General features: G+C 68.2%; 12 protein-coding genes. 3 read left to right on the top strand and 9 right to left on the bottom strand.

Annotation, left to right across the window (positions count from 1 at the left end):
• The 6 genes from ACWW1C_RS01925 to ACWW1C_RS01900 all read right to left on the bottom strand — a co-directional run bounded on the left by ACWW1C_RS01925 (position 1) and on the right by ACWW1C_RS01900 (position 9,884).
• A complete protein-coding gene (locus tag ACWW1C_RS01925) occupies positions 1-309 on the bottom strand; it encodes a PE family protein (RefSeq protein ID WP_455981859.1) in 309 nt (102 codons plus the stop codon).
• Complete coding sequence (gene eccCa, locus ACWW1C_RS01920; RefSeq protein ID WP_455981858.1) at positions 309-4,310, bottom strand: type VII secretion protein EccCa; 4,002 nt, start codon at positions 4,308-4,310, stop codon at positions 309-311. The genes ACWW1C_RS01925 and eccCa overlap by 1 nt, the downstream gene beginning before the upstream one ends.
• Positions 4,307-5,893, bottom strand: a complete 1,587-nt coding sequence (gene eccB / locus ACWW1C_RS01915; RefSeq protein WP_455981857.1) for a type VII secretion protein EccB — start codon at positions 5,891-5,893, stop codon at positions 4,307-4,309. Before eccB ends, eccCa begins: the two co-directional genes overlap by 4 nt.
• Positions 5,890-7,743: a type VII secretion AAA-ATPase EccA gene (gene eccA, locus ACWW1C_RS01910; protein WP_455981856.1), complete on the bottom strand. Its 1,854-nt coding sequence runs from the start codon at positions 7,741-7,743 to the stop codon at positions 5,890-5,892. Before eccA ends, eccB begins: the two co-directional genes overlap by 4 nt.
• Before the next feature lie 317 nt (positions 7,744-8,060).
• Entirely contained in the window at positions 8,061-8,948 is an 888-nt protein-coding gene (locus ACWW1C_RS01905; RefSeq protein WP_455981855.1) for a class I SAM-dependent methyltransferase, read from the bottom strand.
• 57 nt (positions 8,949-9,005) lie between these two features.
• Entirely contained in the window at positions 9,006-9,884 is an 879-nt protein-coding gene (locus ACWW1C_RS01900; RefSeq protein ID WP_455981854.1) for an oxygenase MpaB family protein, read from the bottom strand.
• Positions 9,885-9,961: 77 nt separating this feature from the next.
• Here ACWW1C_RS01900 and ACWW1C_RS01895 point away from each other — a divergent pair, with 77 nt between their 5' ends.
• Genes ACWW1C_RS01895 through ACWW1C_RS01885 form a run of 3 tightly spaced genes read left to right on the top strand, consistent with a single transcriptional unit; the run spans position 9,962 to position 12,265 of the window.
• Positions 9,962-10,579, top strand: coding sequence for a TetR/AcrR family transcriptional regulator (locus tag ACWW1C_RS01895; RefSeq protein WP_455981853.1), 618 nt, complete (start codon positions 9,962-9,964; stop codon positions 10,577-10,579).
• Positions 10,576-11,385: a helix-turn-helix domain-containing protein gene (locus tag ACWW1C_RS01890; protein ID WP_455981852.1), complete on the top strand. Its 810-nt coding sequence runs from the start codon at positions 10,576-10,578 to the stop codon at positions 11,383-11,385. The genes ACWW1C_RS01895 and ACWW1C_RS01890 overlap by 4 nt, the downstream gene beginning before the upstream one ends.
• 58 nt (positions 11,386-11,443) lie before the next feature.
• Positions 11,444-12,265 (top strand): SAM-dependent methyltransferase, encoded by an 822-nt coding sequence (locus ACWW1C_RS01885; protein WP_455981851.1) that lies wholly within the window; start codon positions 11,444-11,446, stop codon positions 12,263-12,265.
• A 19-nt stretch (positions 12,266-12,284) separates the two neighbouring features.
• Here the strand turns inward: ACWW1C_RS01885 and ACWW1C_RS01880 are convergent, their stop codons facing one another.
• The 3 genes from ACWW1C_RS01880 to ACWW1C_RS01870 form a co-directional block, all read right to left on the bottom strand.
• Entirely contained in the window at positions 12,285-13,112 is an 828-nt protein-coding gene (locus ACWW1C_RS01880) for a hydrolase (RefSeq protein ID WP_455981850.1), read from the bottom strand.
• Between the two features lie 62 nt (positions 13,113-13,174).
• Positions 13,175-13,786 carry a nucleotidyltransferase domain-containing protein gene (locus tag ACWW1C_RS01875; protein WP_455981849.1) on the bottom strand — a complete coding sequence of 204 codons (612 nt, stop codon included), beginning with the start codon at positions 13,784-13,786 and terminating at the stop codon, positions 13,175-13,177.
• Between the two features lie 108 nt (positions 13,787-13,894).
• The gene (locus ACWW1C_RS01870) at positions 13,895-14,476 is read right to left on the bottom strand and encodes a VOC family protein (protein WP_455981848.1); all 582 of its coding nucleotides are present in this window, start codon (positions 14,474-14,476) and stop codon (positions 13,895-13,897) included.
• Positions 14,477-14,506 lie beyond the last annotated feature (30 nt).

Here is a 14,506-nt window from a genome sequence, read left to right as displayed (position 1 = left end):
TCAGCCCAGGGCCGTCACGTACGTGGCGGCGGCTTCGGCATCGCCCGTCGCGTAGCTGATGCCGGCTTCGGTGACACCACCGCCGGCACGCCCCAGCTCGGTGACGCCCTGCGCGGCAATGGCCTCGTGTTCGGCACCGTGGGCGCTCAGGCTGATCGCCGTCTGCAGCGAAACGGGATCCGCGGCGGGCGGGATCACGGCGGTGACCGCCGGCGCGGCCGCGGCGTGGGCGGCGGCGAGCCGCGCGGTGAGCGCTTCGACGGCGGCACCGGCTGCCGTCAGTCCTTCGGGAACGACGCGCAAGGTCATCAGTGGAACTCCCCTCGTTGTGGTCCGGTGGGCCGTCCCGTAATCGGTTCTGCCACCAGTGGATTGATCAACTGGACGTACGTGGCCTCGTCGCTGTCGCCGAGTACCATGGCCCGACCGGCCGGCAGCCGGTTGAACCGGTGGCCGCGGATGCGGCCGCTGTCCTGCGGGTTGCCGGACAGCATGACGGTGGTCGCCTGCAGCTCGTTGAGCCTGCGCAACAACGGAGCCGTCATCACCGCGTGGGCAGAGCCGGCGGCCCGGGCGGTGACGATCACCCGCAACCCCAGCTCGGACGCCTGGGACAGCAGTCCCAGCAGTGCCGTCCACGGCCGCTGGCCGACGAACGGGCCACTGACCGCGGGCGCGTCCGGGATCTGGTCGACGTCGTCGATGATCAGGTAGTGCAGGTGGTTGCCCTGCCCGTTCCGGTAGGTCCACCCGCTCAGCTCCGCGGCCGACAGACCCGCTGGGGGCCTGCGATTTTCGAGTAGTGCGGCCAGGCCGAGCATCGCCGGGGTGACCCGGTCGACGTTCGGGGTGTACTCGTTGTCCGCGAACAGCGGCTCGTCCACGAGATGCAGCCTGCGGTCGATGACGCTGAACGCCACCGACTCCTGGGTGGAGTTGTCCCGGACCGTCCGGATCAGGTGCCGCAGCAGCGTGGTCTTGCCGGACTTGGCGTCGCCCAGCACCATCAGCAGTGGGTTGGCCGAGAAGTCGATCGCAACCGGCGCCAGGTCCTGTTCGCGCTGTCCGATGACGACAGTCTCTGGGTTCCGGTACAGCGGCGCAAGGGCTTCCGGAGCCAGGTCCGTCGGCAGCAGCCGCACGGGCGGTGCCGTCTGCCCCGGGTACTGCGCGTTGATGGCGGCGATCGCACCGAGATCCGGTTCGGCGAACAGGAAGTGCTCGGCGCCCATGGTCAGGCCGCGACCCGGCTGGTCGGCGGGGACGCCGTCGGCGGGGCGGGACAGCGCCGCCACACCCGGGTTTCCTGTGGACCGCACGTTGCTGTCGCGCGAGTCGGCCAGCTTGAGCTCGAGCCGCAGCCCCAGGCCGTCGCGCATCGCGAGCGATACCTCGAGCCAGTTCGGTGTCGTGATGACCACGTGGATGCCGTAGGCCATACCGGTGTTGACCAGTTCGGTCACCTTGGACAACAACGGGTTACGCGTGTTGAACGTGTCGGTGTTGTCCCGGCTGAACGCATACAGGTTGTCGATCACCAGGAACACGTCGCCGTAACCGTCATCGCGCAGATCGCCGTCGCCGGCCGCGGCACGGGCCCGGCGCGACGCGAGCAGCTGTTCGAGTTCACCGAAGGTACGCCGGATGCGTTCCGGCTCCAGGGGCGATGCGACGCTGCCGACATGGGCCAGTGGCTTGAGCGAGCGCAGCCCGCCGCCGCCGTAGTCGAGGCAGTAGAACGTGACGGCGCGCGGCGAGTGCGTCGCCGCCGCCGACAGGATGAAGGTCTGCAGCGCAGTCGATTTCCCGGACTTCGGCCCACCGTGGATGACCAGGTTCGCCGCCGCCGAAGTGGCGTCGAAGACCAGCGGATCGCGACGCATCTGGAACGGCCGGTCGATCTCACCCAGCGGCCACCTGCCGTGGCCCGCGGGAATCTCGGTGCCGGCCAACAGCGCAGGCAGTGCGATCGGCTCGTCCAGCGGGGCCAGCCATAGGCGCGGCGCCTGCGGACCGTACTGCGCCAGCTGCTCGCCGACCGTCGCGACCAGCTTGCGGGGCGGACGCAGATCCGGCGCCGCGTCGGTGACGATCACCGTGTCGGGGGCCGGGGCCACGTGGCCGGCCGGGAACAGCTGCGGTTGCGGAACCGCGTGCACCACAACAGCTTTCTCGACACGCGGCGGGTCGTAGATACCGTCCACATACGTGCTGCGGAACTTCACCGGCACCGCGCCCGGCGTGGGGACCAGGAAGCCCTCGCCTTTGTGCTCCGGACCGGCCTCGATGTGGTACGCATCCTCGACACCGATGATCTGCCGGCTGATCGACGGGCTCGCGACCTTCAGGCCGATGCGGTAGGAGGTGTTCTTGTCGATGTCCTTGATCCGGCCCACGTCCAGCGTCTGCGACGCGAAGAGGATGTGGATACGGAATGAACGGCCCTTACGGGCGACGTAATCGAACAGTTCGGCGTATTCGGGATGATCGCTGAGCATGAGCGAGAACTCGTCGGCGACCACCAGCAGCGTCGGGATCGGCGGCAGTTCAATGCCCGCCGCTGCTGCTTGTTCTCGTGCTGCCTCATACTCGAGCACCGAGTTGAAGGCGCTGCCCTGTAGCCGGCGGCCGGCCTCCATCAGCAGCTGCTCACGCCGGGCCACCTCGCCGCGGAGAGTGTCCGCGAACCGGTCGGCCAGCGAACGCTTCTCGGCCATGTTCGAGATGACGGCGACCACCTGCGGGAAGTCGCGGAAGATGTCGGCACCTGCCTCGCCCTTGAAGTCGGCGTAGATGACGATGAGGCGCTCGGCCGAGTGAGTCGTCAACAGCGACAACAGGATCGACATCAGGGTCTGCGACTTGCCGGAACCCGTCATACCGATCATCAGACCGTGCGGGCCCATGCCGCCTTCGGCCTCGTCCTTCAGGTCGAACATCAGCGGCTCACCGGTGGCGGTGACGCCGATGGGCACCCGGAGCTCATCGGCCCGCGTGCGCGGCGCCCACAGGCCGGCGACATCGAGCGCCGCCGCGTCGGGAATCCCCAGCAGGGTGCCGAAGGTGGCCAGTCCGGCGCCGGTGCTGCGGGCCCGGTTCGGGTTGGAGTCCCAGCGCGCGAGGCCGCGGGCCAGGTGCGCCGCGGCGTGCGGCGAGAAGTCGTCGGCGACATCGAAGTACGACTGCCAGCCGGCGGCGGCCCACCGCTCGATGCGTCCGCCGGACACGCGCAGCACCGGACGGTCGGGGTCCGGGTACTCCGGCTGTTCCGTCCCGCGCTGCAGTACCGTGACGCCCGCCAGCCCGGCGCGCGGCAACAGCTCGCCGAGGTCGGCGTCCGGGTCGTCGACGACGATCAGCAGGTGCCGCAGCGGTGCGGTGTCGTCGGTACCGAACGGCTGCCGGTCTCCGAGTTCGGCGGCCAACAAGCCGGCGAGCTCGGGAACGCCGGCGGCCAGGTAGCGAGCCGGACCGACACCGTCGACCTGGCCCGGAATGTCACTGTGCGGCAGCCACTTCAGCCACGACCACGATTCCGATTCCAGCGCTTCGGCATCCGCCACGGCCAGGCCGATCCCGAGCAGGGCCGGGTCGTGCCAGGTCACCGCTTGTGCGATCCACGCGCGCAGGGCGCCCCGCACGTCGTCGGCGTCGCCGAGCACCGTGATCCGCGAGACCTTCGCGAGGTCGATACCGCCGGGCACCGCGGGCACTGTCCGCTGGACGTCGAGCAGTCCGCGCAATGCGCTGTGCGACACCGGTTCCAGATCGACCTCGGCCGCGGTGTCCTTGACCTGCAGCACCGTCTCCAGACGCGCGTCGTGCAACCCGGCACGCACCACCAGGAAGTCGGCGTCGTGCGGATCGCGCTCCCACTGACGACGGGTACCCGCGACGGCGGCCAGCTGCTCGGGTGCCGGGTGCGACCACTCGCGGGCCACGCGCTGCTCAGCAGCCTGGGCCCGCACGTTGTCCCGTACCACCGACAGGTAGCGCAGGTAATCGGCGCGCTCGGCGTCGACCTCCTCGGTCCGGGTCTTGTTGTCCGAACCGCGGTAGAAAGCCGTGGCGGCCAACAGCAGCACGAACGGGAAGAACAGCGTCTGCGGCGAGATGACGCGCATGCCGGTGGCCACCAGGGCCACGATCATGCCGACGATCAGGATGACGATCAGGTAGGGCAACACCCGGCGCAACAACGACGGCGGCACCAGCCGCGGCAGTTCTGGCGGCGGCTCGATGGTGATGACGCTCGCGCGGGTTGCCGGGATGGGCAGCCGGCGCCGCGCTTCGAAGATCAGACGGCTCACGGGTTCTCCCTCACGGCGATTTCGACTGCCGGGCTCGTCCGGGTGGGCACGAGCGCCGGGCTCTGCAACGCGTCACTCCGCGACAACGTCGGGCCGGGCGTGAACTGGCTGAGGATCGACCACGGCACCGGCAGCGGTGATTCGGTAAGTCCCAGCGCGGCAGGGGTTTTCCGATTCGCGTCGGTGGCATCGCCTTCGGTGGAGATGCCGTAGCGGACGCCGGTGTCGCTGATCCAGTAGCCGGACAGCGCCGGGGTGCCTCCCTGACCGGTGGCCTGGACGAAGTAGCCGGTGCCCGGCGTCATCGCCATGCGCTGCGCGGTGCCGGCCGGTCCGGCGAGGGCCACGGTGCGCTCGTCGGCAGGCAGCGGCAGCGTCGCTCCAGCCAGCAGGGTGAGCGAATTGGTCGTGGCGCCATCGTGTTTGGTCCAGCGGGCGCAGGTCAGCGGCGCCTTGGTGGCGTCGATGACGGTCAGCGGGCGGTCCGGGTACGCCGCGGTGTTGATCGCCGTGGAGACGGGAACGCGGGCGACCTGGTCGGCGGACAGGCGTGGCGGCTGCTCCAGACCGTACGAATCGGTGTTGCGCAGAATCGCGGCCACGACTTGCGAAATCGGTTGCAGGCCATCATCGAGGACCGCGTAGTAGCGCACGGCATTGTCGGTGGCGGCATCCGTGGAGATCGCGGTGACCACCGCGCCGACCGGTGCCGGAACCGGCATCGGGTACGGCGTCGGCTGGCCCGCGTTGACGATGGCCGGCGCGGCCAGCGGGGCCGACTCGGGGATCGCGTTGAACAGGCCGTCGGCGATCGGGCGAGGTGCGGGGAGCGCAGCTCCGTTGGCGCCCAAGCCCAGCGCTGCCGTCACCGCGCGGTTGTTCAGGTCGACCGCACTGCGCTGGCCGTGCCACAGCAGCCAGCTGCCGCCGTTGACGCCGGCGGAGCCGACGCCGTCGTTGCGCACCAGCACGGCATCATCGGCACCCAGCGCGGCCGCGCGGGAGCCACCTTCGGCGAGCGGACCGGTGATCAGGGTCGCGCCCACGACGTCGCCGGTGGCCGCGTCGCACACGGTCCAGTCGGCATCACGAGAAGTGTTGGGCACCATGCGTTCCGGGGCACCCGGAATCCCGATGAGGCTGCCGCGCGGAAACTTGTCCAGTTCGGCGCTCGGGATCAGGGTCGGGTTGTCCGGGCGCCCGGCGATGAGCCGGGCCGACGTCAGGTTCAGGACGGGGTGCAGTTGGTCGCCCACCCGGGCATACAGCGCAGAGGTCTCCCGGTCGGCCAGGATCACGTTGTTCCCCGCGACGCCGGCGGGCCGGATCAGGGAGAAGACGAAGCAGCCCGCCAGCCCGGTGACCAGCACCAGGCCGCCGACCAGAACCGAGCGGCTCTGGGTCCGCAACGGGTCGACCAGCATCCGGGTGTCATGCAGGGCCACACCAGATGCGATGCGCCGCATGAGGAATCGCCATCCGGACACCTGATGCCGGGTGACGAACCCGCGACGGTAGTGGATCTGATCCGGGTTGTCGTTCACCGGGGTCCGCGAGCTGAAGGTCTTTCGGTCGTCACTCACTGTTTGGGTACCACCAGTCCGAGACCACGCAGCAGCGGCGCGGCCGAGTTGCTGACGTCACCCGCGGTGATCGTCATGAGTTCATCGTCGGTGAAGTCGTGGGCGGCAAGGTGATCCAGCCGGTACTCACGTTCTTCTTCCGAGCGTTCCACCAGATTTCGCACGAAACGGCCGTTACCCGCGATGTCCAGGCTGCGGCGCGCGACGCCCGCCGCGTCGGGTGTGGTCGCCGTCGCGAGGTGCCCGAACAGCTGCTCCATCTCGGCCTGCGCCGCGGGTTCGAAGACGCTGTCCCGCTTTTCGGCCATCCGCATGGCGATCTCGGTGAGTTCGGTCGCCGAGTACGACGGGAAGTCGATGCTGCGGGTGAAGCGCGAGCGCAGACCTTCGTTGGTGTCCAGGAACATGTCCAGGTCCTTGCGGTACCCGGCGATGATCACGACCAGACGGCTGCGGTCGTTCTCCATGCGGGCCAGCAGGGTGTCGATGGCGACCAGACCGAAGTCGTTCTTGGCGCCGGTGGACACCAGTGCGTAGGCCTCGTCGAGGAACAGCACGCCGTCGAGCGCACTGTCGATGATCGCGTTGGTCTTGGCCTCGGTCTCACCGATGTGCTGGCCGATCAGGTCGGCGCGATGCACCTCGCGCACCGTCTCCTTGCGCAGCAAGCCCAAGCCGCAGTAGATCTTGGCGACCACGCGGGCGATCGTCGTCTTACCGGTTCCGGGAGGTCCGGCGAACACCAGGTGATTGGTGCGCTGGGCCACGGCCAGGCCCCGCTCCTGCCGCCGAATCGACATGGCCACAGAGCTTTTCAGCCGGGCCACCTGGTACTTGACCTCTTCCAGGCCAATGAACTCGGCCAGCTCGGCCTCGGCCTCGACGAGCAGATGAGCCTTGCGCGACTTGGCATCCGGATCGACGAAGTCGGCCTCGGTCGGCTCGGTCTCGGGATCCCACGGGTTGTGCCGGGCCTCGATCCTGGCCGCGGTCGTCGGGTCGATGCCGAAGCTGGTGTCGGTCAACGCATGCTCGGCCGCGGTGTTGTCGGGGTGGGCGGCGTACAACTCGGCCAGCACGTCGGTGGCCTCGTCGTCCTCGCCCTGCGCGCGCAACGAAAGGGCCTTGACGAACGTGCCGTCCACCGCGGCGACCGAAACCGGCCCCTCGGGGTCCTCAAGGTGTGACAGCGCGGGAGCGAACATGCCCAGGTGCGCCAGCGCGATGCCCAGCGCCACCCGCGCGGCATGCGCGTAGTTCGCGTCCAGGTTGGGGTCGTTCACGATCGGGGTCAGCTGCCGGACGACGTCGGACCAGCGGCGGGTCCGGTGATGCATGGCCACCCGCACCCAGCGGGCCGGCAGCCAACCGGGCTTGCGGTCGAGCAGCTCGCTCACCAGTTGATCGGCCTCTTCGTACGCGCCGGCGCCGGACAGTGTTGCGGCATAAGCGAGTTGGAAGCCGTCCCGGTCGGCGGCGCGGAACTGGAGGTACAGACCGCTGTCATAGGTGAAGCCCAGATCACCGTCGGCGAGGTCGAGCGCCCGCTGCAACGCGCCCGCCGAGGACACCGTCCGCCAGACCGCCTCGACCACATCGGGCGTTGCCGCGCTCGCGGCAGCCAACCCGGTCCAGGCGTCACAGTGCTCGCCGGCGATGCGCGTCAAGGTCAGGAAGCCACCGAGGGCGGCGTCGAGGTCTGCCGGACGACGGCGGCCGTCGACAGTGAGGCCGAGCGCCAGACAGCTGGTGCCGAACCGGGTCAGCACGTCACGGTCGACCCGTGTTGCCCGCTGCGCCGCATCACCATCGGCGAGCGCTGTGTTACTGCCCGCGATGCTCGGTCGCACGTGGGTCCTTTCCGTCGTCGACACGCCAGAGGACGATCCGCCACTCATCTGGCGGCCGCCCTAAGAAGGAGTCGGCACTCGGAACGGGTTGGTTCCCGACGGGCCGAAGGACGGGCACTGTGCCGTCGCGCGGGCGCGCCTTGCTGGAAGTGCGCCGCGGCGGATACCGCAAATGTGTCAGTGCCCATGTTGATGTTCGCGGGATATTAGAGTCCCCGCATATCTCCTTAAGTATGCCTAAGCTAACCCCTGCGAAGTTAGCATTGCATAACTTAAGTTGTCGAGACGCACCCTACCGTCCGAGCAGGTGACGGCGCTCACTCCTTGATGGCAGTGACCAGGGTGTTCGAGGCGATCATGGTCGCCGCTTCCGGATTCGTCGGCACGGGACGACCCACCGACCGGAAGTAGTCAGCGAGCCCCGTGGCCTCCGCGCGCCAGCCTCGAGCGCCGAACCAGTCCGCCGCGGGGGCGATCTGCTCGTTGTAGATCAGCTTGAAGAAACCTTCCGCCATGTCGTCCCCGGCGGCACGCTTGGCAGCGAAGACATCGGCGGGCATCGGCTTGCCCTCTTCGATCGCCACCCAGCTGCCGGGTGCCGCCAGCGCATCGATTCCGCTGAACAACTCGTCCTGCGCCGTCGCGGGCAGGTAGATCAGCAGCCCCTCGGCGATCCACGCCGACGGCCGCGCCGGATCGAAGCCACTGCCGACGAGCGCTTGCTGCCAATCGTCCCGCAGGTCGATGGCGATCTCGCGGCGCTCGACCGCCGGTTCGGCCCCATTGCCGGCCAACACCTCCCTCTTGAACTCGAGTACCCGCGGTTGATCGAGCTCATAGATGACGGTGCCGTCCGGCCAGTCCAAGCGGTAGGCACGCGAGTCGAGCCCGGCCGCCAACAGCACGATCTGGCGCACGCCGGCTGCTGCGGCGTTCTGGAAGTAGGTGTCGAAGTACCTGGTCCGCGAGCCCTGGAAGTTGATGAACGGCTCGCCGAACTCGGGCGTCGCCAACGGATGTTCGGGCGCCTCGCCGTCCAGCACGTCGGCCCAGACACCGCCGACCGCGCGGGTGAACACCTCCGCATATTGGTCCACCACAAGCGGATTCGGTTTGGCCGCTTCCAATGCTCGCGCCGCGGCAACCATCACCGCAGTCGATCCAACGCTCGAGTTGATGTCCCAGCTGTCATTGTCGGTCCGCACCCGCGCGAGGGTACGCCGACAACTTGAACCTCGACCGAGACGCGACCCGGGCCAGACTCAGACCAGCGGGCGCCCGGTGCGCATGCGCCAATCCAGGTCCCGGAGCATCCAGTTGAACGGGAATCGGCGCAGCGGCCCGGGCAGCACCCGGTTGACCGCCTTCACGAGTTTCATCACCGAGTTGAAGCGCTTCTGCCGCTTGGCATCCCACGGCAACTGCATCTCATCGCGGAAGCGTTGCGGCAGGAAGCCCGTGGTGAGCAACAGGGAGAACGCCTCGAACCAGCGCTGCACGGGCCCGGGGAGCTGCAGCCCCTTCATCCGCACCGCGGCGATCGGATACAGGTACTCGCGCACCGTGTCGTCGATGTGCACCTGGTCCAGCGATTCTTGCCAGTACTTGTCGAAGGCGGCCCGGTCGGCCGGCCACATCTCGGGCGTCACCTGCAGTGTGGTGCCCATCGTCATGCCCTGCCGGTAGAACTCCTCGGCGGTTTGGTCGTCCAGCTCCCCCACGACGAAGCGGTACACGTCGAGCGAGCCCTTGAACAGACACGCCGCCACCCAGAGCTGCAGGTTCTTGTCCATGGCGCTGTACTTCACCGGGCTGTCCGCGGTGGAGTACACCTGCCGGTGCGCCGTGTTGACCGCGCTGCGATACGCCGCTTTCTGCTCGTCGGAGCCGAAGTTCGCGACGGCGAGGTAGGTGAAGGTGGTCCGCGCACGCTTGATCGGATGCAGGTCGGTCCGGCCACTCTCGACCCGGCTCTCCACCACGCCGTAGCCGACGCCCGGCCGGGCCAGCTGCATGATCACGTTGGCGGGACCTGCCAACAGCGCGGCGCCGACCAATCCGTCGGAGAATTGGACGCCGCGACGCACCCGACGGCCGGGCGCGCAGGCGTTGACCGGAAGTTCCACCAGATCGACCGTCATGGGCCACTCCTCGCAAAAGTGAGAACGATTGATTCCTGATATTGCCCGCGGGGCGGTGCGGGTGTCAAGATGGCAGGGTGCCTCAGGTGCGGCCGTACCGCGGGATCGACGCGACAGAACGCCTGGCCCAACGACGGGCCCGGCTGATCGACGCCGGGCTGGAGATATTGGGCGCCGCGCCGCCGACGCCGGAACTCACGGTCCGGGCCATCTGCGCGGGAGCCGGTGTCGCGATGCGCTACTTCTACGAAAGCTTCAGCGACAAGGACGTTTTCGTCGAGGCGGTGTTCGACCACGTGATCGCCGACCTGGCCACGACGACGCAGGCGGCGGTGGCCGCCGCGCCACGCGACGAGCAGAGCCGCGCCGGTATGGCCAATATCGTGCACGCCATCGCGGACGACGCGAGGGTCGGCCGACTGCTGTTCAGCGCCCACCTGTCCAACGAAGTGGTGGCCCGCAAACGCAACGAGTCGACGTTCTTCTTCGCCATGCTGCTCGGCCAACACGCGGGCGATGCCCTGCAGTTGCCCGCCGGCGACCGTCGCCGGGCCAGCACCCACTTCGCGGTCGGGGGTGTCGGGCAGACCCTGAGCGCCTGGCTGTCCGGCGAAATCACCTTCACCCCAGACGAATTGATCGATCACCTCGCACTGCTGCTCGACACCCTCGGCAAGCGGGCCGTCCGCCGGTGAACGGACCCCGGCTGCACCGGCCCCGGCCACCGCTGAACCAGCACATCGACTTCTTCGGCTACTGGGCGCACGGCGGCGCCACCGCCGACCGGAGCCGAGCCCTGCCGCGCGGCGCGGCCACCGTGGTGATCGACGTCGGCGGCCGCGACCGGGTCGAGTTCTTCTCGGCGGACGGCAGCACACGACTGCCGGTCGAACCAGCGTTCCTCGCGGGCCCGGGCACGCTGTCATACGTCACCCGGATCAGCCCGGGCGAAGCAGCGTTGACCATCCACTTCCGACCCGGCGGCGCGTTGCCGTTCTTCGGAATTCCGTTGGCCGACTTGGAAAATGCCTGCGCCAATCTCACGGATCTCTGGGGCGCCGATGCCGCGCTGCTGCGTGAGCGACTGATCACGACACCGGCGTGGCCGCAGCGCATCGAGATCGTCGAGAATTTCCTGCTGGGCCGCCTGCGGCCGATACCCCACACGCTCATGTCCGTGCTGCACACCGCCGAACGCCAACCGTCGCTTCGGGTTTCCGAGGCGGCCGAGCTGACGGGACTCTCCCCCAAGCGATTGATCGCGACGTTCCGCAACGAGATCGGGCTCACCCCGAAGGCCTATCTGCGCGTGCGGCGACTGCAGGCCGCGCTGCGCCTGCTCGATTCCGGCAGCGGCGACGGCGCCGACGTCGCAGCCGCTCTCGGGTACTTCGATCAACCCCACTTCGTCCGCGAGTTCCGCGGCTTCACCTCGATCACGCCGACGCAATACGTCCAGCGGCGCAGCGCGCTGCCCAGTCACGTGGGACTGCCGGGGTAATCACCGCGGCGGCAAAAATATCCAAGCGTCGCGCAAGGCCGGCGGGCACCATGGGGGCATGCACCAAGGAGCACAGGACGTGGCGAACACGGGCCTTCTGGTCGCCGCCATCCGCGCCGACGAATCCCGCCGCCCGGATCGCCTTTTCACCGACCCGTTTGCCGAACGCCTGGCCGGCGAAACGGGCCGCCGGCTGCTCGCCGAGGCGGTCGCCGAGGCCGGGGACCGGCCGACCCGGCAGATCGTGGTGCGCACCCGATTCTGGGACGAGGCCCTGCTGCGCGCCACACAGTCCGTCCGCCAGGTTGTGATTCTCGCGGCAGGCATGGACGCCCGCGCGTTCCGGCTGTCCTGGCCCGCCGGCACCACGCTCTACGAGTTGGACCAGCCTGAGGTGATCGCCGCCAAGGCTGCGGCACTGGACGGTGCGCAACCCTTGTGCGCGCGGGTGGCCGTCGGCGTCGATCTCACCGGCGACTGGACAGAAACTCTGCGCGCCAACGGTTTCGACGCGCAGCAGCCGACGGTCTGGTTGATCGAAGGGCTGCTGCAGTACCTCGACGAAGCCGCCGTCGGCACCGTCTTCGAGCGGGTCGACGCGTTGTCCGCACCCGGTTCGGTGCTGCTGTACGACGTCGTCGGCAGGACACTGCTCGACGCGCAGGTCCTGGCCGCGGTGCGCCAGTCGATGGCGCGCAACGGCGCGCCCTGGCTGTTCGGGACCGACGAACCGGGCGCACTCGCCGAACGCCACGGCTGGTCGGCGGCGGTCACCGATGTGGCCGTGCCGGGCAATGAGTGGGGCCGGTGGTTCGCCCCCGCGGTGCCGATGGATGTACCCGGCGTACCGCGCGGCTACTTCGTCGAGGCGACGAAGTAACCACGGCTGCGCCGTGATGTCAGGTGAGGTGGTCGAATTCACCACTGACATGACGGATATGGGCGTCGGCAGAGCGGCGGACGACGTCTTTGGCGTCGTGATCGATCTCGTCACCGCCAAGGGTGTAGAGCCGGTCGTAGTCGTAGGTATCGAGGCGTTCGACGATACGTCGCACCACCGCTGCCGATAACGGCAAGTGCTTGGGGTACATGCGTTGGAACGACACCCAGTCCTTGGCGAGACCACCCGAGATGGTGTCACCGACGAGCAGGGTTCCGTCAGGGCACAAAGCCACGGCACTGCCCCGCATATGACCACCGACGTGCACCAGCCGAACGCCCGGCAGTGGCTCGATCTCCCCGTCCCAGTATTCGATGACCGGGTCGGCCACCGGAACCCATTCCTGGTCAAGAGCATTCACGTACACGGGAACGCCGCCGAAGGCCTTGCTCCAGGACAGCTGGGCGCCGAACATGTGGGGATGACTCGCTGCGATCGCCGCGATTCCGCCGAGCGCATGCACCAGACCGACGACCGAATCGTCCAGATAGGACGGTGCGTCCCACAACATGTTGCCGGCCGCGGTCTGTACCAGAAACGACCGGTGCCCGATCGCGAACCGAGGAGCCCGGCGCAGGCTGTGCACGCCCCGACCATGGTCGACGTATTCAGTCTGATGGGGCTGCGCGGCAAGACGTTCCAGAGTCGTCCAGGTGCCGTGCGGTGGTAGATGGCCACGCTCCTCGATGGGGACGACCTCAGCGGTGAAAACACAGCTGTTCTCCGGCGGCCGCGTTTCGCTGTCGGCGTGCTCGACTCCGCATCCATCACAAATCCAGGTAGGCATGCATCCAGCCTGCAACCTCAACCATGGTTGAGATCAAGGCGCAGTGATCACCCACACGCTGCTCACGTGCCGAGCAGCTCCAGCCAGGGGTGGCCCGGATGCACCCGCGACAGCCAGCCGGCCAGCCGGGATCGTCGTGTTGCGTCCATCATGGGGAGTGCCTGCCGGAAGTCCGATTGATCTTTGGTCCGTGGCGCTTTCGCCTTGAACAAGAGCACGACCTCAGGGATCACATATGGGATGCCGTCGTCAGTACGCATGATCAAGTCGTCGTAGGGCCTGCCGATCGAGGCGTCACGGCGGCATATCCAGTGGTCGCCGCGGTGCGGTTCACGGAACACGTCAAGGTGATAGTGCCCGGTCGCCGGATCACGCAGCCAGGTCTGGTGCATGCTGTCCGCTTCTTCGGGGAACGGCCAGACCTGGCCGTTCCCGACGACGTCCCATTCGAAGTCGGGAAACGCGGCTGCGATGTCGGCGAATCGTTCACGCGGAACTCCGATTTCGAGATCGTCGTGGTCACGTCCGAGTCCGCCGACGAACAGGTCCAGTGCCCACCCGGCAGCGACGTACCAGCGCGCAGAGGTGCCTGCGAGGCGATCAGCGACTTCCGCAGGTGTCCAGGCCCGCCAGAGCCGGTCGCAATCCTCTTCCGATAGCGGGCGTCCGGCCATCGGTTGCTCCCTTCACCGAGCGTGGCGGAAATCGCGATGACACGCCGATGGGGCCATCGATAGTCCACACTCTCGGCGTAGCAACTGCCCCGGGCATGACCGCCAGACTCAGTGCGCGGCTGACACCGCCGGCCGCCGGTCGGCCGCCGTCCTCGGCTCTGTCACGGTATCGGCCTCGGTGAATTCCTTGGTCCAACAGGCGAACTCCAGCGTGATGCCGTCGGGGTCCTGGAAGTAGAACGACCGCACGTACACGCCCGGATGCACCGTCGGCGACGCCTGCATGGGGCTCTCGTCATGGTTGAGCACCGGGCCGACCCGGACACCCTTTTCCTTCAGCCGCTTGCGGTACTCGTCGAACTTCTCGGCAGGTACGTGAAAAGCCAAGTGGTTCAACGAACCAACGGCACTCATGAACTCGCCGATGCCGGGCAGCGCCGCGGGCTGCGAGATGCCGGGCGCACCGTCCGGCGCCTGCGCGAACCAGAAGAACGCCACGCAGTCGCCGTTGCCGGCGTCGAAGAAGAAGTGCTGGCCCATGCCGCCCGGCAGGTCCAGCGACTTCACCAGCGGCATGCCCAGCACGCCCGAGTAGAAGTCGACGGTCCGGGCCATGTCCGCACAGACCAGGGCGACATGGTTGATGCCACCCAGCTCGAATTCGGCGTTGCGGTTGTCGGGCTTGATCATCGTGGCACTCCTGACGACAGGGTCTGGTCA

The sequence above is a fragment of the Mycobacterium sp. HM-7 genome (assembly GCF_053852335.1).
Note: the sequence above shows the minus strand (reverse complement) of the source record. Positions and strands in the feature narration are given on the sequence as shown.

What these genes read in the sequence shown, in the direction of transcription:
- ACWW1C_RS01925 (WP_455981859.1), bottom strand. Translation starts at nt 309, where the DNA reads ATGACCTTGCGCGTCGTTCCCGAAGGACTGACGGCAGCCGGTGCCGCC.
- ACWW1C_RS01900 (WP_455981854.1), bottom strand. Translation starts at nt 9,884, where the DNA reads ATGACGGTCGATCTGGTGGAACTTCCGGTCAACGCCTGCGCGCCCGGC.
- ACWW1C_RS01885 (WP_455981851.1), top strand. Translation starts at nt 11,444, where the DNA reads ATGCACCAAGGAGCACAGGACGTGGCGAACACGGGCCTTCTGGTCGCC.
- ACWW1C_RS01880 (WP_455981850.1), bottom strand. Translation starts at nt 13,112, where the DNA reads ATGCCTACCTGGATTTGTGATGGATGCGGAGTCGAGCACGCCGACAGC.
- ACWW1C_RS01875 (WP_455981849.1), bottom strand. Translation starts at nt 13,786, where the DNA reads ATGGCCGGACGCCCGCTATCGGAAGAGGATTGCGACCGGCTCTGGCGG.
- ACWW1C_RS01870 (WP_455981848.1), bottom strand. Translation starts at nt 14,476, where the DNA reads ATGATCAAGCCCGACAACCGCAACGCCGAATTCGAGCTGGGTGGCATC.